The organism is Brevibacterium permense (genome assembly GCF_013280495.1).
Lineage (GTDB): Bacteria > Actinomycetota > Actinomycetes > Actinomycetales > Brevibacteriaceae > Brevibacterium > Brevibacterium permense.
Window position 1 is genome coordinate 413462 of sequence record NZ_JABSSX010000003.1, and the last position, 22229, is coordinate 435690.

Sequence of the window (22229 nt, forward strand, 5' to 3'; positions counted from 1 at the left end):
TCCATACTGGCTTCATGGCAGAGTGCAAGACCCAGCCGACCGATGCCGATGTCACCGCATACCTCGATTCGGTGACTCCAGAGAAGCGTCGCGAGGACGGGATCGCTCTCGATGCGATCTTCCGAGACGTCACCGGTGAGGATCCTGTGATGTGGGGACCCTCGATCGTCGGCTACGGTCGGTCCCACTATCGGTCGCCCGTGAACCCGCGCAACCACGGTGAGTGGCCGGCCACGGGATTCTCCCCGCGCAAGAGCCAACTCTCGCTGTACGGACTCAAGGACCTTCCCGAAGGAGCAAAGCTGCTCCCGCAGCTCGGAAAATACACCGAGGGGGCCGGTTGCGTCTACGTGCGTCGTCTGGAGCACATCGCCGAGGCGGTGCTGCGCAGGCTCATCGCGATCGCCGATGCCCGTCCGGATGATCCGGAGCCGGGAAGCTGATCACCGATCCGGGTGTCCAGCCCATTCATCAGCTGCGAGCCGTGATACTCAGCCCCTGTTTGCGCTGATGGACCGAGAAGTACTGCAGTCCCGCCTCGGAGTCGGCCAGGAAGCGACGGCGGGAGCGACGGGGCAGCCACACGATCTGGCCGGGGGACAGGTCGATCGTCCCGGTTTCAGTCTCAAGGGTGCCCCCTCCGGCGAGGACGTGGATGAGGACGTCGAGAGACGGGCCGGTGTGTTCGCGGATCTCGCCACCCGGAGCGAGCGCGATGACATTCGCATCGAGGTCACGGTGCTGCGTCGGCAGCTGCCAGACGGACCCGGAATCCTCGACAGTCTCGCTGAGTTCGGCGACGTTGAGGACGACGCGAGGCGCAGGGGTGAACGCACGGCGGACGATGCGCACCCGGACCTCATCCTCGGTGCCCTCCAGGGGCTCCCATCCGACCGACTCGGCGAACTCGCGTGCCAACTCCGCACGCAGACCCTCGGGCGGGTGGTCATTGATGAGGATCAGGCCTGTGCCGACTTCGAGATCTTCATAAGCTTTGATGATGAGGGGATGTCTCTCCGGCTTCGGTATGGTCCGGACGTCGATGACGGGTTCGTCTGCCACAGCATGTCCTCTCACTTGCTTCTCTGATTCCTCTTCGAAGCTATCACCACAGATCGAAAACGAGGCTACCCTGAGGCGAGGAGCAAGCATCAGGACTGCAGGCAACTCAGGAGGAGCTTACGATGACCAATCAGGTGTCCGCACAGAATCTGGAGACCCTCAGCGCAGAGCTGTTGGAGAAGGCGCGAGGGGCACGCGGCGGAAGGGCCGCCAAGGGTGTTTTCGCCGGAACCTATCTCCGGCAGGCCCTGCTGACTCTGCGAGCGGGTGCAGAACTCGCAGAACATGATGCTCCACCGGAAGCGACGTTGCACATCGTCACGGGCCAGGTGCGGATGGTGACTGCCGACGAATCGTGGGAACTGGGTGCGGGAGAACTCATCGCTATTCCCCCGCAGAAGCACTCGGTGGAGGCGTTGACCGATGCGGCGTTCCTGCTCACGATCCGCACAGAGATCGACAGGGGGTGATCGACCCCGTGGTCGCCTCGGCGAGTTTCGGGGCGGCGGGCTCGGACCTGCGTGGATCGGACCTGCCGATCTGGGCTGGTGAGTTGGGTCGGAACACGGAAAAGGCACCCCATGAACATGGGATGCCTTGACGGTGGGCCCAGAGGGACTCGAACCCCCGACCCTCTCGGTGTAAACGAGATGCTCTAGCCAACTGAGCTATAGGCCCCACCTGCGTCGTCGACCACTGCGACAGCGCTTGATCAGTATGCCACATCCCGAGGTGAGCGGCGAAACGGAAGCGACGGCGATGAGTGTGCCGGTCAAGGCAGTCTCCGGGAGGATCGGAGCAGCCGTGCCGCATTGGCAGCGAAATTCTCAGCTGCCTCTGCGGCGTCGACATCGAAGATCATGCGATTCTGCTCAACGGCTACGGCACCGAGAGTCAGGGTGAGGATTCCGTGGGAGAGTTCGGCGCCCAGGCGATCGGCTCCCAGAGCCTGAGGGGCAACGTCTGTCGGAGCGATCGAATACCCCAGCAGTACGATCTCTGCTCCATCACGGTATTTCAGCAGCACCTCGCGCAGAGACATTGCCGCGGCGAGCGGGTCGGCAGTGGCGGGACAGAGGGCATCGACTTCGGCTTTGAGCGAACGTGAAATGAGGATGAGCAGTGACTGCTTGTCCTTGACGTGCCAGTACAGCGCAGACGGCTGAACGTCGAGTTCGCGGGCGAGCCGGCGCATGGACAGATCGCCCAGACCGTACTGCGAAAGGATGCTCAATGCAGTGGTGGTGATGCTTTCGGCTGTCAGTGCCAATGAGACATACCTTTCATTCTCGAACAGAGGTCCTTCCCGATTTTTCAGATCGCGTTCCCCTCGCTATAGTAGTTCCTGGTCACGGGATATAGCGCAGCTTGGTAGCGCGCCTCGTTCGGGACGAGGAGGTCGTGGGTTCGAATCCCGCTATCCCGACCAAGGGAAAGTGCCGCAGCATCGCTCAGGAGAGGCTGCGGCACTTCTGCATTCCCGGACCGTTGCGCCCGGCCGGAGACCACTCTGCGTCCAAACCATCAAGACGCGAGCAGACGCCCAGGACGAGAAGCAGCGCACGGCCGCACCGAAAGTGGTCCGGTGCGTTCTCGCCGTGGTGCAGGACTAATCGAGTTCTGACCAGATGATCGAGTTTGAACCCGATGACTGGTCCAGAACTCGATACTGAAATGCACAAAGGCGATGGGGTGCACTGCTCGAAACGGCAGCACGCCCCATCGCCTCAACTCGTGCTCAGGCCGGTGAGCCCGGCTCTTGGGAGGCGCCGTCCGTCACGTCGGAAGCGAACGGGTGGGTCGCCCGGCCCGGTCGAGGAGCCTGCGGCGCATCGGTTCGGTCGGCCGCCTCGGCGAAGTTCTCTGTCACGTTGTCAGGGTCTGTACCCCGCCACCGGGCGATCGCCTTCATCACCTGATAGATGATGATCGCCGAGGCGGTGCCCAGGGCGATGCCTTCGAACTGCAGTCCGCCCGGGGTCCAGGTGAAGTTCGCGATGGCGACGATGAGCGAGACCGCGGCAGTGTTGAGATTGATCGGATTGGAGAAGTCGACCTTGTTCTCCACCCAGATGCGCACGCCGAGCATGCCGATCATTCCGTAGAGCACGGTCGCCGCTCCGCCGAGCACTCCGGGAGGGATCGTGGCGATGATCTCGCCGAACTTCGGCAGCATGCTGAGGATGAGGGCGATGATCGCCGCACACAGGTAGGCGGCAGTGGAGAAGACGCGCGTGGCTGCCATGACGCCGATGTTCTCGGCATAGGTCGTCGTTCCCGAACCGCCGCCGGATCCGGCGAGGATGGTGGAGAATCCGTCGGCGAAGAGCGTCCGGCCTGTCAGGTGATCGAGGTCGCGGCCGGTCATTGCGGCGACCGATTTCACATGGCCGATGTTCTCGGCGATGAGGACGAGGACGACGGGCAGGAACAGGCCGAGGTAGCCGAGATCGAACGCCGGTGCATGGAACGCGGGCAGTCCCACCCAGTCGGCTTTCGAGACGGTGGAGAAGTCGAGCTCACCCTGCAGCCATGCCTCACCATAGCCGACCAGGACGCCGATGAGGATCGAGAGTCGGCCGAGCATCCCGCGGAAGAGCACCGTGGTCAGCAGGATCGCGACGATCGTGATCACGGCGGTCAGGGGAGCGGCCTTGACCCAATCCCAGGCGGCCGGGGCCAGATTGAGGCCGATGAGGGCCACGATGGCCCCGGTCACCACCGGTGGCATCGTCACTTCGATCCATCGGACGCCGACGAAATGAACAACGAGCCCGACGAGCGCCAAGGTGACTCCCACCGAGATGATTCCGCCCTGGGCCAAAGCCATGGCATGAGGCTCGAGAGCCTCTCCGGACGTCGCCGAGAACCCCGTGACCGCCCCGATCGGAGCGAGCAGCCCGAACGATGAACCGAGATACGAGGGCATCATGCCCTTCGTGATGAGCAGGAACAGCAGCGTGCCGATGGCGGTGAAGAACAGTGTCGTCGACGGCGGGAACCCGGTGAGAAGGGGTACGAGGAACGTTGCGCCGAACATTGCCACGACGTGCTGTGCGCCGATGCTGATGGTCCGCGGCCAACTCAGACGCTCTTCCGGCAGAACCCTCTCACCGGGAGCGATCGTCCGCCCGTTTCCGTGCAGCCGCCAGCCGCGGCGATTGCCTGTTCGTTTGTGGGTGTCCGTGGGTGCCGACTCCGCCATCGTGTTCTTCGTTCCGTTCTTCCCTGTACTGGGTCGTTTGCCGGCGGCCGGGCAGCCCTCCGGCCCAGCGAAAGAATTCTATGCTCCAGCTCGTCCGCACGCCGACTCGACGACTGACGAACTGGTTTCGGCTGCATGGGATCCGAGCCTGCCCCAACGACTCGGGGCAGTGTTCTGATAGCGCACTGAGCAGCGTTCAGGAGATCTGACTGGGACCGACTCTGACCATGTCCAATCGCACGGAGACGAAGGACCAATCGATGACGACCTTGAACCTTGACCAGCACGTGAACCCGGACCGACTCGCGGAGTCCCTCTGAATCGCCCCGGGAATACGGCCACTGAATCCGACGCACTCGCGCTCCTGGCTACGTCGGATGCGGAGCTGTTCGGTCTCGTCCATGCCGGATCGCGACTCCGCCGAGAGCACTTAGGCATGACGATCAAGTTGAACTATGTCGTCAACCTCAAATCGGGACTGTGCCCGGAAAGCTGCACCTACTGCAGCTGGCCAACTCGATCTTCTTCGGCGACTACCTCACCGCCGAGGGCCTAGCCGCCGACGACGACCTCACCATGATCCGCGACAACGGATTCACATCCTCGGCCAGGAGACCGGGGAGGGAGGGGAGGCCCGAACCGACGAATCCGCTGAAGGATGCGGTGGGGAAGCCGGCTGCTGTTCCGATTCGCAGACCACCGCCGAGGCGGCCACCCACACCGATCCCGTCATCCGCAGGCGCGGCGCAGGCACCGCTGAAGTCGCCAACGCCTGAGCGGCCGCATGCCCTCAGGCTTGGCGCAGGCTCCGCTTGAGGATCTTCCCGGCCGAGTTCTTCGGCAGTTCGGCAACGAACTCCACCCGCTTGGGCACCTTGAATCCGGCCAAACGGGACTTGACATGACCGATGACCTCTTCGGCCGACAACGGCGGCTGGCCGTCCTTGAGGACGACGAAGGCGGCGACCGCCTCGATCCACTTCTCATCGGCAATCCCGACCACTGCCACCTCGGCGACCTGGGGCAGTTCGAAGACGGCGTCCTCGACTTGGCGGCTGGCGACCAGCACGCCGCCCGTGTTGATCACGTCCTTGACCCGGTCGACGACCTCGACGAAGCCTTCCTCGTCGACCTTGACGAGGTCCCCGGAGTGGAACCAGCCATTGTCGAACGCCTCGACGGTGGCCTCGGGCCGGTTCCAATACCCTTCGCACAGCTGCGGCGACCGGTAGAGGATCTCGCCCTCCTCGCCTGGGCCGACGTCGTCACCGCCGGTGTCGACGACGCGGGTCTCGACGAACATGACCGGGCGACCGGCTGAACCCGGATGATCGTCATGTTCTTCGGGACGCAGCACAGTGCACAACGGCCCGAGCTCCGACTGGCCGAAGCAGTTGTAGAAGCCCAGCTGCGGAAGCCGCTGGCGCAGGCGCTCGAGGATCGGCCCGGGCATGATCGAAGCACCGTAGTAGGCCTTGTGGAGGCTGTCGAGGTTGCGGGTCTCGAGGTCGGGGCTGTTCGCCAGTGCCACCCAGACGGTGGGGGCGGCGAAGAACGAATTGATCTCCCGTTCCTCGAAGATGGCGAGCAGCTGCTCGGGCACGGGAGCGGGGACGATGATGTTGTGCGCGCCGATCGACAGAAGCGGCAGCAGGAAGACGTGCATCTGCGCTGAGTGATAGAGCGGCAGGGCGTGGACGGTGCGATCTGTCGCAGCGAAGTCGAGGGACATGAGGGACGACAGGTACTCGTGGAGAAGGGCGCGATGGGTCATCACCGCACCTTTCGGCGCCGAGGTGGTGCCGGAGGTGTAGAGCAGCTGAGCCACGTCCGTGTCGTCGACGGAGAATTCTGCGTTGCCTGCAGGGGCGATCTCCTCTGCGGTGGCGACCGGAACGAGATCGGCGAAGTCGATCACCTGCGCCTCGGCTCCGGTCGGGGTTGAGGTGACGGCGGACTTGAGGTCGGAATCGGAGAAGACGATCTCGGCACCGGAGTTGCTGAGGATGTAGTCGAGTTCGTCGTTCTTCAGCTGATAGTTGACCGGCACGTGGATGAATCCGGCGCGTGCGCAGCCGAGATAGAGGAGGACGAAGAGGTCGGAGTTCTTCCCATAGGCGGCGACACGGTCGCCCTTCGTCACGCCGAGACGGACGAGTTCGCGGGCCACCGCGGTCACGGCAGAGTCAAGTTCTGCATAGGTCCAAGTTCGGTCCCCGAATTCGAGGGCTGTGTCGGTGGGGAAACGGCCGGCGCTGCGGCGGATGAGATCCGAGACCGTGGACGAGTTTCTGATGACGGGTGATTCGGAGGAGATGCGTGTAGATGTCATGATCCAAATATATGAGTCAGATCACGTTCTCCGAAAATCGTCCGTCGATCTCTGGACAGGGTCCTCGGTCCCGCGGCGCTGGCGATGTGCCCGGACCCGATGTAATAGTGTGGGGGCATGAGACATCCGAAGGTGAGTGACTGCGTAGAAGTGTTCGACTCACTGTGGCCACCGGCCCTGGCCGAGTCCTGGGATTCCGTGGGCCTGGCCGTCGGCGACCCCGACGCCGAGGTCAGGTCGATCCTCTTGGCTCTCGACCCGATGGACGCCGTGATCGCCGAGGCCGTCGTTCTCGGTGCGGATCTGGTGTTCAACCATCATCCGCTCATGCTCAAACCCGTGAAGTCGGTGAACGCCGCAACTTTGAAGGGCGGAGCCGTGCACACGCTCATCAGCAACGATATTGCACTGTTCAACGCGCATACGAACGCTGACTCGGCCCGCGGCGGAGTCTCCGATGTGCTCATCTCACTCATGGGCATCGAGGGCGCGCAGCCACTGTCCCCGCATGACGAGGCTGATGATTCGGGACGCGGCTCGCTGCCGACCGGAATCGGTCGCGTCGGCGACCTCGACCGGCCCACACCGGTCCGGGACCTTGCCAGGCGACTGGCTGCGCAGCTGCCTGGCACCACGACCGGTGTGCGCATCGCCGGCGACCCCGCTGCGTCAGCGACCCGTGTCGCGGTCTGCGGCGGCGCCGGCGACTCGCTGTTCGACGAGGTCCGGGCCAGCGGCGCCGACGTCTACGTGACCGCCGACCTCCGCCATCACCCGGCCACCGAGGCGCTTGATGCGGCGAATCGTCGAGAGAGCGGACTCTCGCTCATCGACGTCTCCCACTGGGCGTCTGAGACAGTCTGGCTGAGTGCGGCGGCCGAGGCACTCGAGACCGAATTCGCGCGGCGCGGGTTCACTGTCTCGCTGCAGCACTCGGCAGTCAACACCGACCCCTGGGTCGAACGGTACTGACAAGGAGACCGACGATGCTCATCACCGACAGCCAGAGAACTGCGCTGCAGACCCTCATCGAACTCACCGCCCACGGGCGCGCCCTCCAGTTCGAACATGACAACCCGAAGAGAGCAGAGGAGCTGCAGGACCTCATCTCCCGCCACAAGGAGCTCGGAGAGAAGCGGACCGAGGCCGCCGCTGTCGTCGACGGCCATCAGGACGCCATCACCGAAGCCACCGGACTCATCGAAGCACAGCGATCGAAGATCGAGAAGAAGACCGCCGAGCTCAACGACGGAACCGGTCTGACCAGCAAGGATATGGTGAATCTGCAAGAAGAGATCGCCGGTCACGAAGCTCGGGTCGCCGAACTCGAAGAATCGCAGCTGGAGGAGATGGAGAAGCTCGAAGCCGCTGAAGACGAACTCGCGGCGGTCGATGACCGAATCGCCGAAGTCACGGCCTCCGGCAAAGAGGTGCAGACCGCGGTGAAGGACAGGAAGACCGAGCTGCGGGAACTCATCACCGAGAACGAGGCCGCGGCGTCGGGCTCGAGGAGCGAGCTGCCGCAGCAGCTGCTCACGACATTCGATGCCAATGTCCGGCAGGGCGGTCCCGGTGCCGCCCTGCTCAACGGTCCGAACTGTCAGGCGTGCGGACAGGAGATCGGCGGTGCGGTCTGGCACGGAATGCTCGGCGCCGATGTCAACGAAACCTATGAATGCGAAGAATGCGAGGCGGTGCTGCTGCGTCGCAGCTGATCCTGTCTCGACTGATCTCGTCAACCTTGGCGGACGGGTTCGTTGTTGACGCGTGTCTCAGTCGCGGAGGACGATCATGAGGTTCGCCGGCTTCGAGCTCGTCGAGGCTGTGAATTCAACCTCATAGAACTCCTCGGCCCGGGACACAAGGTCTTCAGCAGTCTCCGGCAGGGCCCGATCATCGGAGAGCAGCCGACCGGCGAACTCGCCTCGGTAGAACTTCGCCCAGTGGGAGACGACGCGACGTTTCCCGCCGCTGACGGACACGGCACCCATGGTGACGACCTGATCGGTGGGACCCGGCCACACGGACCGGTAATCGCTCGAGCGGCAGTCGAGGGCCACCTCGGCGGGGTCGAGGGAGCAGGATTTCGCCAGAACCGGCTTCCAATAGGATGTCAGCTTTCCCAAGGTCTCCAGATCGGTCTTCATCGCCAGTCGGTAAGCGGGGATCTCATCGAGTCCGTGCACCCGGCCGAACAGGGCCGAGAATACGTGAACGTCGTGGAGGCGGTCCCGCAGCTGATCGTCATCGTTCGACTGCGCCACCAGCTCGCTGGCGCCCATAGCCTCATAGAGCACACCGGAATAGGTGAGCAGCGCGGGGGCACAGTGGATCTCATCGAGGACGGTATTCCGTTCGACGTCAGCGGTGAGTGACGCGCCGACGCCGAGCTTCTCGAGGGCATCTCGGCGCTTCGAGACCTTCTTCAGGGCAGCGAGCACACGCTTGCGCTTCGTAGTGAGCTCCGGAGCCGAGAGACCATCGAGATCGAGCGTGGGACCGGTCGGCGACGGAGTCTTGCCCTCGGAGGGCGGCAGCAGGATCTTCACCACCCCATCGTATGATCACGCAGTGACGGGGCTGGGACCGGGTGGGGATGAGGTTGATCACGTTCGGTCTCCGGCCTCCGCTGCGTGCGGGGGCTGTGTGCGTGGGGGAGTCGCGAAGCGACTACACTGGGATGCCTGAGGACAGGTCACCAGACGGTCGCGGCTCTCTTCGTGAGAGCTGAGGAACGTCCGGGCTCCACAGAGCAGGGATGGTGGGTAACACCCACCCGGGGCGACCCGCGGGCCAGTGCAACAGAAAGCAGACCGCCCAGTTCCGACTGGGTAAGGGTGAAACGGTGGTGTAAGAGACCACCAGGGCGGCGGGTGACCGTCGCTGCTGGGTAAACCCCATCCGGAGCAAGATCAGACAGACGACGTTCGAGGCTGCTCGCCGAGTCGTCGGGTGGATTGCTTGAGGCCGGTGGCAACATCGGTCCCAGATAGATGACCGTCAGGCGAGAAGGGCAACCGACTCGTCGACAGAACCCGGCTTATCGGTGGCCTGTCCTCACCTTCGTCCTCCGTCGCGACGCGTCTTTCAGGACGGACTGCGACGAACCTTCGCCTTACCGCCGTTGACCGCGATCATCGCAGCTCCCACGATTCCGGCGTTGTTGTAGAGTTTCGCGGGCTTGAGTTTCGCCCGTGTCTCGATGAGCGGCAGGAACTGGTCATGGGACTTCGAGACTCCGCCGCCGACGATGATGACGTCGGGTGCGACCAGCAGTTCGATCTGCGAATAGTACTGCTGCAGACGAGCCGCCCACTCCGGATAGGTCAATCCCAGCCGAGTCCTGACCGATTCCGCGGCCTGCGTCTCGGCATCGGCGCCGTTCATCTCGATATGGCCGAGTTCGGTGTAGGGAACCATCCGGCCGTGAGTGAACAGGGCGGTTCCGATTCCGGTGCCCAGCGTCGTCAGCAGCACCGTCTTCTTCCGGTGCTTGCGTCCGGCCCCGAACGTCATCTCGGCCAGTCCGGCGGCATCGGCATCGTTGAGGAAGTACACGGTGCGGCCCGTGCTCTCGCCGATGATGTCGGCGATGGGCGAACCGATCCAACTCTGGTCGAGGTTCGCCGTGTATTCGACGAGTCCTTCGCGGATGACACCGGGGAATCCGCAGCCGACTGGAAGGGAGTCGATAGCGGCACGGTCGGCGACGAGTTCGAGTTCGACGGCACGTTCGCTCAGCGCATCCAACACCGTGGCGATCGTCGCAGCCACGGCCTCCGGGGTGCTCGGCTTCGGGGTGAGCTCGCGCAGCCGCTTGAACGGCAGCTTGCCCGTCACCGTGTCGACGAGTGCCACTTTGATCCCGGTGCCGCCGATGTCGATTCCGATCGCAAAGCGTGGTGAGGTCTCCGCGCTCATCTCAGCTCTCCTCATGTGCGGGTCCGGCGGCAATCGCGGTATCGACATCGGGCAGAGTCAGGATATCGGCGCCGGACTCAGTTACCACCAGAGTGTGCTCGAACTGAGCGGAGCGCTTGCGGTCCTTCGTCACCACGGTCCAGGAATCATCCCAGACGTCCCAGTCGATCGTACCGAGGTTGAGCATCGGTTCGATCGTGAAGATCATTCCCGGTTCCATCGTCTCCGCGTGGGCGGGAGCCGCGTCATAGTGCGGGATGATGAGCCCAGAGTGGAATTCGCGTCCGACTCCGTGCCCGCTGTAGTCGCGCACGACTCCGTAGTCGAAGCGCTTCGCGTACTTCTCGATGACTCGTCCGATGACGTTGATCTGACGGCCCGGTTTGACCGCCTTGATTCCTCGCATCATCGATTCGTAAGTGCGTTCGATGAGGAGACGTGACTCCTCATCGGCGTCACCGGCGGTGAATGTGTAGTTCGTGTCTCCGTGCATGCCCTGGTAGTAGGCGGTGATATCGACATTGACGATGTCGCCGTCTTCGATGACAGTTGAGTCGGGGATGCCGTGGCAGATCACCTCGTTGACGGAGGTGCACACGGATTTCGGGAACCCGCGATAGCTCAGCGTCGACGGGTACGCTCCGTGATCGCACATGAACTCGTGCGCCACCCTGTCGATGTCGTCGGTCGTGACGCCGGGGGCGATCATCTCGCCGACGGCGGCCAGGGCATTGGCTGCGATCCGACCGGCCGCCCGGACCACCTCGACTTCCTCGGGGCTGTAGAAATTGTTTCCCCGGCCTTCATCGGCGTCGGCACGACCGACGTACTCCGGGCGGGGGATGTCCTTCGGCACACCGCGTTCGGGCGAAATGGTGCCGGGCGTGAGCAGGCGAGTGTGAACAGTCATGATGGTGTCGATCCTATGCTGGAAACGCGGCTTTGTCCCGCTGCCCGGTCGCCTGTCGATGCCGCGGTGCAGGACCTGTGGAGTCTAGAATCGGAAGCAGCCGTGCCAAGGAAGCGGGAGGCAGATTGAGCGACGACACGACATCGGCGGGCCACGAGTTCGCTGGACTGGGCGAAGTGGTGAGCCTGACGAGCGCACCGCAGCAGATCGCCGACCACATCCTCTCCGGAATCGCCGTCGGAGCGTTGCCGGAAGGCACCCTGTTGCCGGGCGAACGGACGTTGGCCGCAGATCTGCAGGTGTCCCGCTCGAGCGTGCGCGCAGCCCTGCTGCGGTTAGAGCGTCTCGGAGTCGTCGAGCGCCGCCGCGGCCGCGGGGGAGGGACGTTCGTCAAGACCGCCCGCCCCGAGGCGCTGGCTCCCATGGCCGGCAGAATCGGCGAGTTCCATGCCGAGAGGCGGAACCTGCTCGACGCCCGCGCGGTCTTCCAGAATTCGCTGGCGGCGACCGCGGCCCTGCGACGCACCGAGGAGGAGCTGAGCGAGCTCCGCGAACTGGCCGAAGTCTATTCCCAACGCGCCGAAGCGGCCGCCGCGCGCACCGCGGACGCGCAGTTCCACTTCGCCATCGCCCGTGCCGGTCACAACCCGGAACTCGTGCGGATGGCCATCGACCTCGATACGAAGATCAACGCCGGTTTCCGTCACGACCCGTTCTCGGCAGAGCTCTTCGATCACGCCGTGGACGACCACGCCGCGATCGTCGAGGCGATCGCGGCCGGAGACGCAGAAGCTGCGGGACGACTCTGCGAGGAGCACTTCAGGTACACGACCATCGTCCCCCGCCCCTGACCCAATTACTACCTGACGGCGGCCCAGCAACCTCGCGCGAGGTTGCTGGGCCGCCGGCAGGTAGTAATCAGGGTTCTTCAGTTGGCTAGGGCGTGGGCCACGGACACGGCTTCGTAGCCGAACGCCTCGGCGACGTTGTCGTTGGTGACATGCCCGTTGTGGATGTTGAGGCCGCGGGCCAGGGCCGAATCGTTCGACAGTGCCTTGTGCCAGCCTTGGTCGGCGATCTTCACGGCAAAGGGCAAAGTCGCATTCGTCAGCGCCGCCGTAGCTGTGTTCGGCACCGCACCGGGCATGTTCGCCACACAGTAGTAGACAGAGTTGTGCACGGTGAACGTCGGATCATCGTGCGTCGTCGGTCGCGAGTTCTCGAAGCAGCCGCCCTGATCGATGGCGATATCAACGAGGACGGAGCCCGGCTTCATCCCGGAAACCATGTCATCGGTGACGAGCTTCGGCGCCTTCTTGCCCGGGATCAGCACCGAACCGATCACGAGATCGGCCGAGGCCAGAGACTTCGTGATCTCGTACTTGTTCGACACCTTCGTCCCGATGGCGCCGGCGAAGGTCTCATCGATCTGCCGCAGGCGCGGAATGTTGATGTCGATGACTTCGACGGTCGCTCCGAGACCGAGGGCCATGCGGGCGGCGTTCGTCCCGGCCACACCGGCACCGATGACGACGACATTCGCACGTTCGACGCCGGGGACCCCGGAGAGCAGGATGCCGCGACCACCGTTGGCCTTGAGCAGGCTGTGGGCGCCGACCTGAGTCGACAGGCGACCGGCGATCTCACTCATCGGCGCCAGCAGCGGAAGACCGCCGCCGTCGTGCTGGACGGTCTCGTAGGCGATGGCGGTGGTTCCGGCCTCCATCAGAGCCTTCGTGAGTGCCTCATCGGCGGCGAGGTGGAGGTAGGTGAAGAGGATGAGATCCTTACGCAGGAACCCGTATTCCTGGGCGATCGGCTCTTTGACCTTGAGCACGAGATCGCCGGCGGCCCAGGTGGAGGCCGCGTCGGGGGCGATCGTCGCTCCGGCTGCCTCGTATTCGGCATCGATGATGAAGGAGCCTTCGCCGGCTCCCGCTTGGACGGTGACCTCATGGCCGTGGGCGACGAGTTCGTTGACGCCGGCAGCGGTGATGGCGACTCGGAACTCGTTGTTCTTGACCTCGGTGGGCACTGAAATGCGCATGTGTGTCCTTCTCTCCTGGTGATGTGCCGCAGGGGCGGAGGCGACCGACCTCTCCGTCGGCCGTCGATGGTGCCAACTCTATTCCTTTGAAGGTTTGGAGAGCAAACCTTTAAACCTGTTTTCGTTACCAGTGATGCGAAATCAGTGCGTCTGGGTGCCAGACAAAGCGGAAAACATGATTCCAGTCGAGCTCAGACTGCACCAAAGATGCAGAGAGGGCGCTTCCGACGCATCAGCGAAACGTGCCGTCAGTTCGCGACTTGAAACGGTAAGCTGAAAGCGTCAATGCAGAACCCCGCAGAGGAGAGAAGGCTCGCCATGGGACTCTACGAAGATATCGACGACCCGAACTCGAAGTACTACTTCAACCTCGAGACGAACACCGTGGAAAAGGGCCTGGTCAGCGACTGGGCCCACCGCATGGGGCCCTACGAGACCGAGGAAGTCGCCCGGGCCGCCCTGGAGAAGGCGCGTGAACGCAACCAGCAGTGGGACGAAGACGACGAGAAGTGGAACGGCTGAATAGATGTCGCGTCAGGAGGAATTCGTTCTCAGGACTGTCGAGGATCGTGAAGTGCGATTCATCCGACTCTGGTTCACTGATGTCCTGGGTCAGCTGAAGTCCGTGGCCATCGTCCCCGCCGAACTCGAAGGCGCCTTCTCCGAAGGCATCGGATTCGACGGCTCGGCAGTCGAAGGACTGTCCCGGGTGTTCGAGGCCGATATGGTGCTCAAACCCGACCCCTCGACGTTCTCTCTGCTGCCCTGGCGCGGAGAGATCGAACCGACTGGGAGGATGTTCTGCGATATCCATGTGCCCGGGGGAGAGCCAGCGCCGGCCGATCCGCGCAACGTCCTCAAACGCACTCTGGCCAAAGCCGCCGAACGCGGCTTCACCTTCTATGTGCATCCTGAGATCGAGTTCTACCTCTTCAAGACCGACAATCTCGACCCTGTGACCGGGATCAGCGACGGCTCAGCGCCGATGCCCGTCGACACAGCAGGCTACTTCGACCATGTCAATGGGGGAACGGCCAATGACTTCCGCCGCGAAGCAGTCACCATGCTCGAAGCCATGGGACTGTCGGTGGAGTTCTCCCACCATGAGGCCGGACCTGGTCAGAACGAGATCGACCTGCGCTACGCCGACGCGCTGACCATGGCCGACAACGTCTTGACGTTCCGGTCGGTGATCAAAGAGGTCGCGATCTCCCAAGGCGTCTACGCTTCGTTCATGCCCAAGCCGATGGCCGATCACCCAGGCAACGGGATGCACACGCATGTCTCCCTGTTCGAGGGCGAGAACAATGCCTTCTTCGAACCGGGGGCCGAATATCAGCTGTCGAAGACCGGCCGACAGTTCATCGCCGGACTGCTCACCCACGCCGCCGAGATTTCGGCAGTGACCAACCAGCACGTGAACTCCTATAAACGTCTCTGGACCGGCCATGAAGCTCCGTCGTACATCTCGTGGGGCCACCGCAACCGATCTGCTCTCGTACGGGTCCCGCAGTACAACTCCGGAAAGTCCTCGTCCGCTCGTGTCGAGTACCGTGCGCTGGATTCCTCCGCCAACCCGTACCTGTCGTATGCGCTCATGCTCGCAGCGGGACTCAAGGGGATCGAAGAGGGCTACGAACTGCCTGAAGAGGCCGAAGACAACGTCTGGCTGCTCTCTTCCACCGAACGGCGGGCGATGGGGATCGAGGCGCTGCCGCGCAGCCTTTCCCATGCCCTGGAGCTGATGGAGGGATCGGATCTCGTCGCCGAGACCCTGGGAGAAGAGGTGTTCGACTTCTTCCTGCGCAATAAACGGCAGGAATGGGCCGACTATCGCGCGCAGGTGACTCCATACGAACTCGCCAAGCACTTCACCTCGATGTGATGGCCGCAATCACCTCACGCACGGCTAGCGTCCCGGAGGCCACCGCTCGGTTCCTCCACGAGCTCGATGAGCTCCTCGGCGTCCCTCTGGCCACTGATTCGCGGTTCGTTGATCTCCTCATGGCAACCCCGGACCCGCACGGAGCGGCGCTGGGTCTGTTGCGCGTGGTCGAGGCCGCGGGGGAGGGTTCCGCGGCCCTGCTGGACGCAGTGAGGACCGGATCGAAGAGCGAGCTGGCCGAGGACGAACTCAACCGCCCCCTCCTGGCCCGGCTCCTCGCGGTCGTCGGCACTTCGGAGGCGATGGTCGACCATCTGGTCCGGCATCCCGACTCCCTGCCGCTGCTGCTCGTCCCCGACCCGTTCCTGCTGATCTCCACGCCTGCCGCCTCGGCGGTGTCCCTGAGATCAGAGATGCTCTCGGCCCTCGGTGCGGACCCCGAGGATCCGGCTCCGCGCGCCGCGGTGACCGGAGATGACGGGGTCAAGGCGCTGCGACGGAACTATCGAGATGCGGTGCTTCGTCTCGTCGCCGATGATCTGTCGGCGGAGTCTCCGGACGAAATCGTCGACCATGTCATGGCTGTCCTCTCCGACCTTGCCGCCGCTGCCCTCGACGCGGCCCTGGCCATCGCACGAGCCGAACTCGACGAGGCGGCCGACATCCGACTGGCGGTCATCGCCCTGGGCAAGACCGGTGCACGAGAACTCAACTACGTCTCCGATGTCGACGTCGTCTTCGTCCTCGACTCCGCCGAGACCGAAGGTGCCAGGAGCCTGGCCACCGATCTCGCCCAACGTATGCGCAGCATCCTCTCGGACGCCGGAGGCGAGCCTGCACTGTGGGAGGTCGACACCGCACTGCGTCCCGAAGGAAAAGCCGGAGCCCTCGTGCGCACGCTGTCGGAATTCGAGCACTACTATGCCGATATCGCCGAGAACTGGGAGTTCCAGGCCCTCCTCAAGGCCCGACCCGTCGCCGGCAACAGCGAGGTGGGACAAGCCTTCTCCGAGTCTCTCCTGCCGTTGGTCTGGCAGGCGGCCAGCCGTCCTGGCTTCATCGACGGAATCCGGGCGATGCGTCGCCGCGTCGTCGACCTCATCCCGGCGACCGAGGCCCCACGCCAGATCAAACTGGGTCGCGGCGGGCTGCGGGACGTCGAATTCTCCGCTCAGATGCTCCAGCTCGTCCACGGACGCAACGACGAAGACATCCGCACCCCGAATACACTCGTTGCTCTCGGTGAGCTAGGAGAACACGGCTATATCGGCCAGCAGGATGCATCCGTCTTCTCCACCGCGTACCGCTTCATGCGCGTTGTCGAACACCGCGTCCAGATCCCGAGGATGATGCGCAATGCGCTCATTCCCGACGATGAGGCCAAGCTGCGAACGTTGGCCCGTTCGGTCTTCCGGTCAGGTTCACGGACCGGCGATCGCCTCGAACAGGCTCGCCGCGATTATGCGAAGCAGGTCACCCGCCTCCATGAGCAGATCTTCTATCGGCCCATCCTCGAGGCGGCCGTCGGCGTCCACGGAGCCGTCGTGGACGCGCAGAAGCGGGGTTCGAGCCTGCAGGCGGCCGCCGATCGTCTCCAGGCTTTCGGTTATGTGGACCCGCAGGGTGCTTTGAGCCATATCAAGGCCCTGACCACAGGGATGTCACGCACTGCCATGGTCATCAAGCAGGTGCTTCCGGCGCTGCTCGACTGGTTCTCCGACGGTGTCGAACCCGATCGAGCACTGCTGGCCTTCCGACGACTCAGCGAATCGCTGTCATCGTCCGGGTGGTTCCTCAAGATGCTTCGCGACTCCGGCCTGGCCGCCAAATCGGTGGCCGAGGTCCTCTCCCTGTCCGGGTATGCGACGGAGCTTCTGCTACGCCGGCCCGCCGCTGTCGCCTGGCTGGACCGTCATGCGAATCTCGAAGCTCGTGACCTCTCGATCCTCAACGCCGAGGTCGACGGGCTGCTCAAGCGCCATGGCGCCGATGCGGTGACTTCGATCCGCGAGACGTACAGCCGTGAACTGCTGCGGATCGCTCTGCGCGACGTCCTCAACGTCGGCGAACGCACCGAGATACCCGGTGATCTCTCCGATCTCATGGACTTGGCGGTCAAAGGGGCCCTGCAGGCAGTCCGAATTGACCTCGACGGTCCTGACACTCCGAACTACGAATTGGGGATCATCGCTATGGGCCGTTGGGGCGGTCGGGAGATCGGCTATTTCTCTGACGCCGATGCGATGTTCGTCTACCGCCCCGTGTCAGACGATCTCGACGCCGAGGCCCGCGGAAAACTGAGCAAACACGTGACGAAGGTGGCGCTCCAACTGTCATCGCGACTCAAAGCCAGCGAAGGAGCCCAGGGGGTCGACCTCGATGCTGATCTGCGTCCGGAAGGTAAGAACGGGCCGTTGGTACGCAGTCTCTCGTCCTACCAGGCCTATTACGCGAAGTGGTCCCAGCCATGGGAGGCACAGGCGCTGCTGCGGGCGCGCCCAGTGGCCGGCGATGACGGTCTCTTCAAGGCATTCCTGGCACTCATCGATCCATTGCGCTATCCGGAGGAGATGCCGCAGAAGGCGTTGACACAGGTGCGCACGCTCAAAGCGCGAATGGAAGACGAACGGCTGCCCCGCAATGCCGATAAGCGTCGACACCTCAAACTCGGCCGAGGCAGCCTCTCCGATGTCGAATGGACCGTGCAGCTCCTGCAGCTCCAACACGCCCATCGGGTGGAAGGCCTGCAAACCACCTCGACTCTGGCGGCTCTCGACGTGGCCACGCACGAGAATCTGCTGCCGGCTGAGGACGCCGACCAGCTGGCGGCGGCCTGGCAGTTGTCGACCGATGTGCGTTCGGCCGTGATGCTCTTCCGCGGACGCATCGCGGAATCGCTGCCTGTCGATCACACCGAGCTCGAAGCTACGGCCCGACTCCTCGGCTATCCGGCAGGCGCGGGCCATGACCTCGAAGACGATTATCTGCGCACCACCAGGCACGCACGTTCCGTGATGGAACACCGCTTCTACGACTTCTGACTCGCCGGCGGCGACAGCCGCCGGCGTGCGGACTCTCTCGGTCATGGGACGAATCGGCAGTCGGCGGATGTGCTCAGTCGTCGAATTCGAGTCCGAGCAGGGCGTTCTCAACGACCTCGGGCAGTGCCGGGTGGATCCAATACTGCCCCGTGGCCACCTCGTCGGCCTTCTGCCCGAAGGCCATGGCCTGGATGAGCGGTTGGATGAGCATCGACGCTTCGTGCCCGACGATATGGGCGCCGAGGATGTGCCGGGTGCTCCGATCGGCGATGATCTTCACGATTCCCGGGTCATCGGCCATCGCCCAACCGTAGGCGACATCGGAGAACCTCTGCACCTTGATAGTGACGTCGTGTCCGGCCTCAGTGGCCTCTGCCTCGGTCATGCCCACATAGGCGACCTGCGGGGAGGAGAAGACGGCACCGGGAACGGCGTGGTGATTGACTGCGGCGAGGTCGTTCGCCCGAGCACTGCCGGGCGACCCTGCGGCAACGTCTGCGGCAAGATTGCGGCCGACGATCTTCGCTTCGTGGTTGGCGACGTGTTTGAGCTGATGGGGTGAGGAGATGTCTCCGAGAGCGAATACTCCGGGAACGGGCTGACCGCCCGAAAGGACTCTTTGGTGCTCGTCCACGGACAGGCGGTTGCCGTCCGTGATGTCGAAACCGGCGGCCTCGACGTCGAGCTCAGCGGTGTTGGGAACCCTTCCTGTGGCCACGAGCACTCCGTCGGCAGTGATCGTCTCCGGCAGGTCCGCCTCGGCGAGGCGGCCGCTGGGTTCGAGGGTCAACGTGACTTCACCGTCGGCGATGTCGATCTGCTTGGACTGGGCACCGTGGAGGACGGTGTGGGAGGAGTCGAAGATGCGGGTGAACTCGTCGGCGGCCTCCTCGTCGATCTTGCCCAGGAGGCGGGGGCCGCGGGCGAGGACGGTCACCTCGGTGCCGAGGGCGGCGAAGACGTGGGCGAATTCCATGGCGATGATCCCGGAGCCGATGATGACCAGTCGCTTCGGCTGTGCGGCGCGGCGCATCACCGTGTTCGATGTGAACACCGGATAGTCATCGGTGTCGATGCGGGCGGTGTCGAGCCCGGCGATGTCGGGGATGATCGGGTGGGCGCCGGCGGCGATGACGATGCGTTCGGCGGTGATCTCCTCACCGGAGGCGGTGCGCACTGTCTTCTGCCCGGTGAAATGAACATGTTCGGGGACGACGGTGATATTGGGCTGACGGTCGCTGCTGCGGTACTCGCGTCCTCCGGATTCGATCGCGTCGATGCGGGAGAAGATACGGTCCTGGAGTCCGGCCCAATCCACTTTCGGGTGGGTCGGGGTGAGGTTGTAGCGGTCGGCCTCGGTGGCTTGTTCGGCGAGGGTGGCGGGGTAGACGAACATCTTCGTCGGGATGCATCCGACGTTGAGGCAGGTACCGCCGAAGTGCCATTCCTCGGCGATGGCGGTCTTCAGTCCGGCGAACCGCTTGTCGAGGAACATGTTTCCCGATCCGGTGCCGATGAGCAGCAGGTCATAGTGCGTCAAAGTCCATCCCTCCGATGGTGCGTGATCCGACCGGCCGCGTCGACGGCCGCAGAGCCGAAAGGGCGCCACGGGTGAAAACCCGTGACGCCTTCACTCTATTCCCCTCGGCTGCAGGATCTCAGCTCGGCTGAGGTCGGCCGCCGGCCGAGATCAGAGTGCGTAATAGAGCTCGAACTCCGTCGGTGTCGGACGCAGGCGAGCGACATCGAGTTCGTTCTCACGCTTGATGCGGATCCATGTCTCGATGAGGTCGGGGGTGAACACGTCCCCGGCGGTGAGGAAGTCGTGGTCCTTCTCCAGCTCGATGAGAGCCTCGTCGAGGGTGCCGGGGACGAGCTTGATGTCCTTGGCCTCCTCTGGCGGGAGCTCGTAGAGGTCCTTGTCGATGGGCTCCGGGGGCTCGATGCGGTTGCGGATGCCGTCGAGTCCGGCCATGAGCTGCGCCGAAAACGCGAGGTAGGGGTTCGACGAGGGGTCGGGTACGCGGAACTCGAGGCGCTTGGCCTTCGGCGAGGATCCGGTCACAGGAATGCGGATCGCGGCCGAACGGTTGCGTGCCGAGTAGACGAGGTTGACCGGAGCCTCATAGCCGGGCACGAGTCGACGGTAGGAGTTGATGGTCGGGTTCGTGAAGGCGAGCACGGCGCCGGCGTGCTCGATGAGGCCGCCGATGTACCAGCGGGCGAGGTCGGAGAGCCCGCCGTAGCCGTTCTCGTCGTAGAACAGGGGCTCGCCGTTCTTCCACAGCGACTGGTGGCAGTGCATTCCCGATCCGTTGTCGTCGAACATCGGCTTGGGCATGAAGGTCGCAGACTTGCCGTTGGCGAACGCAGTGTTCTTGATGACGTACTTGAAGTCGAGCAGCTGGTCGGCGGCGTGCTGGAGGGTGTTGAACTTGTAGTTGATCTCCTGCTGACCCGCGGTGCCGACCTCGTGGTGGGCCCGTTCCATCTCGAAGCCGATCTGCTCGAGCGTCAACGACATCTCGTCACGAATATCAGCGAAGTGGTCCTGTGGAGACACGGGGAAGTACCCGCTCTTGTGCGGAGTCTTGTAGCCGAGATTGCCGCCGGCCTCATCGGCGCCGGTGTTCCACGCTGCTTCCTCGGAGTCGATGCGGTAGAAGCTGTTGCCGGGAGTGTTCTCGTACTGGACGGAGTCGAAGAGGTAGAACTCCGCCTCGGCGCCGTAGAAAGCCGTGTCGGCGATGCCGGTGCTCTGCAGGTAAGCCTCGGCTTTGGCCGCGACCTGCCGGGGATCACGGGAGTACGGCTCGTCGGTGAAGGGGTCGACGATCGAATGCGTGACGACCAGAGTCTTCGCCTCCCGGAACGGATCGATGTAGGCGGAGGTGACATCGGCGAGCAGTTTCATGTCGGACTCGTGGATGCCCTGGAAGCCTGTGATGGAGGACCCGTCGAAGAGCAGACCTTCGGTGATCTCCTCGGTGCAGTATGAGGCGGCGGGGAGGTTGAAGTGCTGGACCACACCGGGCAGGTCGCAGAACCGGACATCGACGAATTTGACGTCATTGTCCGATATGTAGTTGACGAGTTCTTCAGCAGACGAGAACACTTAGGTCTCCTAGTTCGTGTACGGTGGCCGTTTGTCCTGACCATGGTCAATCTTAGTCGCCGAAGAATGAAGTGGTGATGTCGACCATGTTTCGGGCATGTTTCCTGAGGATCCACTCAGGCCGGATTTCGTAGGCTGGGGCAGTGATCAATCGTGACGACCTTGGTTCCTGGCTCGAAGGACCCCGGTTCGACAGGGATGACGACGACTGGCCCGGAAAGCGGCTCGGTCTGCCTGTCAACGGCTCGCATTCTCTGGCCCCGGCGTGGAAGCGAATCCTCGCCCTACTCGTCGACTGGCTGATGTGTCTGGCGATCGCCAATCTCATCGATCCGGCGAATCCGGTTCTGGCTCCCGCCATCTTCGCACTCGAGAATTTCGTGCTCGTGGGCACTCTCGGCTACTCGGTGGGGCATCGCCTCTTCGGTATCGAGGTCCGCCGCCTCGACGGCCATGTGCCGGGACTGCTCAAGTCGCTCATCCGCGCCGTTCTCGTCGTGCTCGTCATTCCGGCGCTCATCTTCAACCGCGACAACCGCGGAGTCCACGACCTCGCTGCCGGTACCGTCATCCTCCGCCGCTGACCCTCCAATTACTACCTGACGGCGGCCCAGCAACCTCGCGCCAGGTTGCTGGGCCGCCGTCAGGTAGTAAGAGGGGAATGGGAAGCGGCGCCGCCACACGTTTGGTAGGCGCCCCGTGACCCTTGCC

The 22229-nt window shown here is 63.7% G+C and carries 19 protein-coding genes, 2 tRNA genes, 1 other RNA gene and 1 pseudogene; 12 read left to right on the forward strand and 11 right to left on the reverse strand.

Annotation, left to right across the window (positions count from 1 at the left end; all coding sequences use genetic code 11):
• The first annotated feature begins 14 nt into the window (after positions 1–14).
• Complete coding sequence (locus tag HK353_RS06965) at positions 15–443, forward strand: DUF1801 domain-containing protein (protein ID WP_173154289.1); 429 nt, start codon at positions 15–17, stop codon at positions 441–443.
• A gap of 28 nt (positions 444–471) precedes the next feature.
• On the opposite strand, the gene HK353_RS06970 is transcribed toward HK353_RS06965, so the two are convergent.
• Positions 472–1062, reverse strand: a complete 591-nt coding sequence (locus HK353_RS06970; RefSeq protein WP_342589842.1) for a DUF2249 domain-containing protein — start codon at positions 1060–1062, stop codon at positions 472–474.
• Positions 1063–1184: 122 nt separating this feature from the next.
• Here HK353_RS06970 and HK353_RS06975 point away from each other — a divergent pair, with 122 nt between their 5' ends.
• Positions 1185–1532, forward strand: coding sequence for a cupin domain-containing protein (locus tag HK353_RS06975; RefSeq protein ID WP_173154294.1), 348 nt, complete (start codon positions 1185–1187; stop codon positions 1530–1532).
• 134 nt (positions 1533–1666) lie between these two features.
• Here HK353_RS06975 and HK353_RS06980 read toward each other — a convergent pair.
• Positions 1667–1740 (reverse strand) — tRNA-Val (locus HK353_RS06980).
• 94 nt (positions 1741–1834) lie between these two features.
• Complete coding sequence (locus HK353_RS06985) at positions 1835–2332, reverse strand: TetR family transcriptional regulator (protein WP_173154297.1); 498 nt, start codon at positions 2330–2332, stop codon at positions 1835–1837.
• 82 nt (positions 2333–2414) lie between these two features.
• Here HK353_RS06985 and HK353_RS06990 point away from each other — a divergent pair.
• Positions 2415–2491: transfer RNA gene (locus HK353_RS06990), tRNA-Pro, on the forward strand.
• Between the two features lie 309 nt (positions 2492–2800).
• Here the strand turns inward: HK353_RS06990 and HK353_RS06995 are convergent.
• A complete protein-coding gene (locus HK353_RS06995; protein WP_245395834.1) occupies positions 2801–4267 on the reverse strand; it encodes a uracil-xanthine permease family protein in 1467 nt (488 codons plus the stop codon).
• A gap of 316 nt (positions 4268–4583) precedes the next feature.
• Here HK353_RS06995 and HK353_RS16985 point away from each other — a divergent pair.
• A pseudogene (locus tag HK353_RS16985) lies at positions 4584–4775 on the forward strand (biotin synthase BioB); the annotation flags it as partial.
• Positions 4776–5057: 282 nt separating this feature from the next.
• On the opposite strand, the gene HK353_RS07000 reads toward HK353_RS16985, so the two are convergent.
• Positions 5058–6599 carry a fatty acyl-CoA synthetase gene (locus HK353_RS07000; RefSeq protein WP_173154300.1) on the reverse strand — a complete coding sequence of 514 codons (1542 nt, stop codon included), beginning with the start codon at positions 6597–6599 and terminating at the stop codon, positions 5058–5060.
• Positions 6600–6716: 117 nt separating this feature from the next.
• Between HK353_RS07000 and HK353_RS07005 the strand changes: the two genes are divergently transcribed.
• Both HK353_RS07005 and HK353_RS07010 read left to right on the forward strand, forming a co-directional pair.
• Positions 6717–7571 carry a Nif3-like dinuclear metal center hexameric protein gene (locus tag HK353_RS07005; protein WP_173154312.1) on the forward strand — a complete coding sequence of 285 codons (855 nt, stop codon included), beginning with the start codon at positions 6717–6719 and terminating at the stop codon, positions 7569–7571.
• Between the two features lie 14 nt (positions 7572–7585).
• Positions 7586–8314, forward strand: a complete 729-nt coding sequence (locus HK353_RS07010; protein WP_173154315.1) for a zinc ribbon domain-containing protein — start codon at positions 7586–7588, stop codon at positions 8312–8314.
• A gap of 57 nt (positions 8315–8371) precedes the next feature.
• On the opposite strand, the gene HK353_RS07015 is transcribed toward HK353_RS07010, so the two are convergent.
• On the reverse strand, positions 8372–9148 hold the full coding sequence (locus tag HK353_RS07015) for a peroxide stress protein YaaA (RefSeq protein ID WP_173154318.1): 777 nt from the start codon (positions 9146–9148) through the stop codon (positions 8372–8374).
• Positions 9149–9289: 141 nt separating this feature from the next.
• Between HK353_RS07015 and rnpB the strand changes: the two genes are divergently transcribed.
• Positions 9290–9658: RNase P RNA component class A (gene rnpB / locus HK353_RS07020), an RNA gene on the forward strand.
• A gap of 28 nt (positions 9659–9686) precedes the next feature.
• On the opposite strand, the gene ppgK is transcribed toward rnpB, so the two are convergent.
• Together ppgK and map are read right to left on the reverse strand one after the other, a co-directional pair.
• Positions 9687–10520 carry a polyphosphate--glucose phosphotransferase gene (gene ppgK, locus HK353_RS07025; RefSeq protein WP_173154321.1) on the reverse strand — a complete coding sequence of 278 codons (834 nt, stop codon included), beginning with the start codon at positions 10518–10520 and terminating at the stop codon, positions 9687–9689.
• Between the two features lies 1 nt (position 10521).
• Entirely contained in the window at positions 10522–11430 is a 909-nt protein-coding gene (gene map / locus HK353_RS07030) for a type I methionyl aminopeptidase (protein ID WP_173154324.1), read from the reverse strand.
• A gap of 125 nt (positions 11431–11555) precedes the next feature.
• On the opposite strand from map, the gene HK353_RS07035 reads away from it, so the two are divergent.
• On the forward strand, positions 11556–12281 hold the full coding sequence (locus HK353_RS07035; RefSeq protein ID WP_173154328.1) for a FadR/GntR family transcriptional regulator: 726 nt from the start codon (positions 11556–11558) through the stop codon (positions 12279–12281).
• A gap of 77 nt (positions 12282–12358) precedes the next feature.
• Here HK353_RS07035 and ald read toward each other — a convergent pair whose 3' ends face one another.
• The gene (ald, locus tag HK353_RS07040; RefSeq protein ID WP_173154331.1) at positions 12359–13477 is read right to left on the reverse strand and encodes an alanine dehydrogenase; all 1119 of its coding nucleotides are present in this window, start codon (positions 13475–13477) and stop codon (positions 12359–12361) included.
• Between the two features lie 318 nt (positions 13478–13795).
• Here ald and HK353_RS07045 point away from each other — a divergent pair, with 318 nt between their 5' ends.
• From HK353_RS07045 to HK353_RS07055, 3 genes are read left to right on the forward strand one after another with little or no spacing between them, the layout of a single operon-like run.
• Entirely contained in the window at positions 13796–13999 is a 204-nt protein-coding gene (locus tag HK353_RS07045; protein ID WP_101547427.1) for a hypothetical protein, read from the forward strand.
• A gap of 4 nt (positions 14000–14003) precedes the next feature.
• Positions 14004–15362, forward strand: a complete 1359-nt coding sequence (gene glnA / locus HK353_RS07050) for a type I glutamate--ammonia ligase (RefSeq protein WP_173154334.1) — start codon at positions 14004–14006, stop codon at positions 15360–15362.
• Complete coding sequence (locus HK353_RS07055) at positions 15362–18403, forward strand: bifunctional [glutamine synthetase] adenylyltransferase/[glutamine synthetase]-adenylyl-L-tyrosine phosphorylase (protein WP_173154336.1); 3042 nt, start codon at positions 15362–15364, stop codon at positions 18401–18403. Before glnA (HK353_RS07050) ends, HK353_RS07055 begins: the two co-directional genes overlap by 1 nt.
• Before the next feature lie 73 nt (positions 18404–18476).
• Here HK353_RS07055 and HK353_RS07060 read toward each other — a convergent pair whose 3' ends face one another.
• Positions 18477–19943 carry a mycothione reductase gene (locus tag HK353_RS07060; protein WP_173154339.1) on the reverse strand — a complete coding sequence of 489 codons (1467 nt, stop codon included), beginning with the start codon at positions 19941–19943 and terminating at the stop codon, positions 18477–18479.
• 150 nt (positions 19944–20093) lie between these two features.
• Positions 20094–21518 (reverse strand): type I glutamate--ammonia ligase, encoded by a 1425-nt coding sequence (gene glnA, locus HK353_RS07065; RefSeq protein ID WP_173154342.1) that lies wholly within the window; start codon positions 21516–21518, stop codon positions 20094–20096.
• Positions 21519–21661: 143 nt separating this feature from the next.
• Between glnA (HK353_RS07065) and HK353_RS07070 the strand changes: the two genes are divergently transcribed.
• On the forward strand, positions 21662–22102 hold the full coding sequence (locus HK353_RS07070) for an RDD family protein (protein ID WP_173154345.1): 441 nt from the start codon (positions 21662–21664) through the stop codon (positions 22100–22102).
• Positions 22103–22229 lie beyond the last annotated feature (127 nt).

Excerpts from the sequence above, each read along its gene's own strand:
- HK353_RS07000 (WP_173154300.1), bottom strand. The coding sequence starts at position 6,599 with ATGACATCTACACGCATCTCCTCCGAATCACCCGTCATCAGAAACTCG.
- glnA (WP_173154334.1), top strand. The coding sequence starts at position 14,004 with ATGTCGCGTCAGGAGGAATTCGTTCTCAGGACTGTCGAGGATCGTGAA.
- HK353_RS06965 (WP_173154289.1), top strand. The coding sequence starts at position 15 with ATGGCAGAGTGCAAGACCCAGCCGACCGATGCCGATGTCACCGCATAC.
- HK353_RS07055 (WP_173154336.1), top strand. The coding sequence starts at position 15,362 with ATGGCCGCAATCACCTCACGCACGGCTAGCGTCCCGGAGGCCACCGCT.
- HK353_RS07045 (WP_101547427.1), top strand. The coding sequence starts at position 13,796 with ATGGGACTCTACGAAGATATCGACGACCCGAACTCGAAGTACTACTTC.
- HK353_RS07010 (WP_173154315.1), top strand. The coding sequence starts at position 7,586 with ATGCTCATCACCGACAGCCAGAGAACTGCGCTGCAGACCCTCATCGAA.
- HK353_RS06975 (WP_173154294.1), top strand. The coding sequence starts at position 1,185 with ATGACCAATCAGGTGTCCGCACAGAATCTGGAGACCCTCAGCGCAGAG.
- map (WP_173154324.1), bottom strand. The coding sequence starts at position 11,430 with ATGACTGTTCACACTCGCCTGCTCACGCCCGGCACCATTTCGCCCGAA.
- HK353_RS07005 (WP_173154312.1), top strand. The coding sequence starts at position 6,717 with ATGAGACATCCGAAGGTGAGTGACTGCGTAGAAGTGTTCGACTCACTG.
- ald (WP_173154331.1), bottom strand. The coding sequence starts at position 13,477 with ATGCGCATTTCAGTGCCCACCGAGGTCAAGAACAACGAGTTCCGAGTC.
- HK353_RS06995 (WP_245395834.1), bottom strand. The coding sequence starts at position 4,267 with ATGGCGGAGTCGGCACCCACGGACACCCACAAACGAACAGGCAATCGC.
- ppgK (WP_173154321.1), bottom strand. The coding sequence starts at position 10,520 with ATGAGCGCGGAGACCTCACCACGCTTTGCGATCGGAATCGACATCGGC.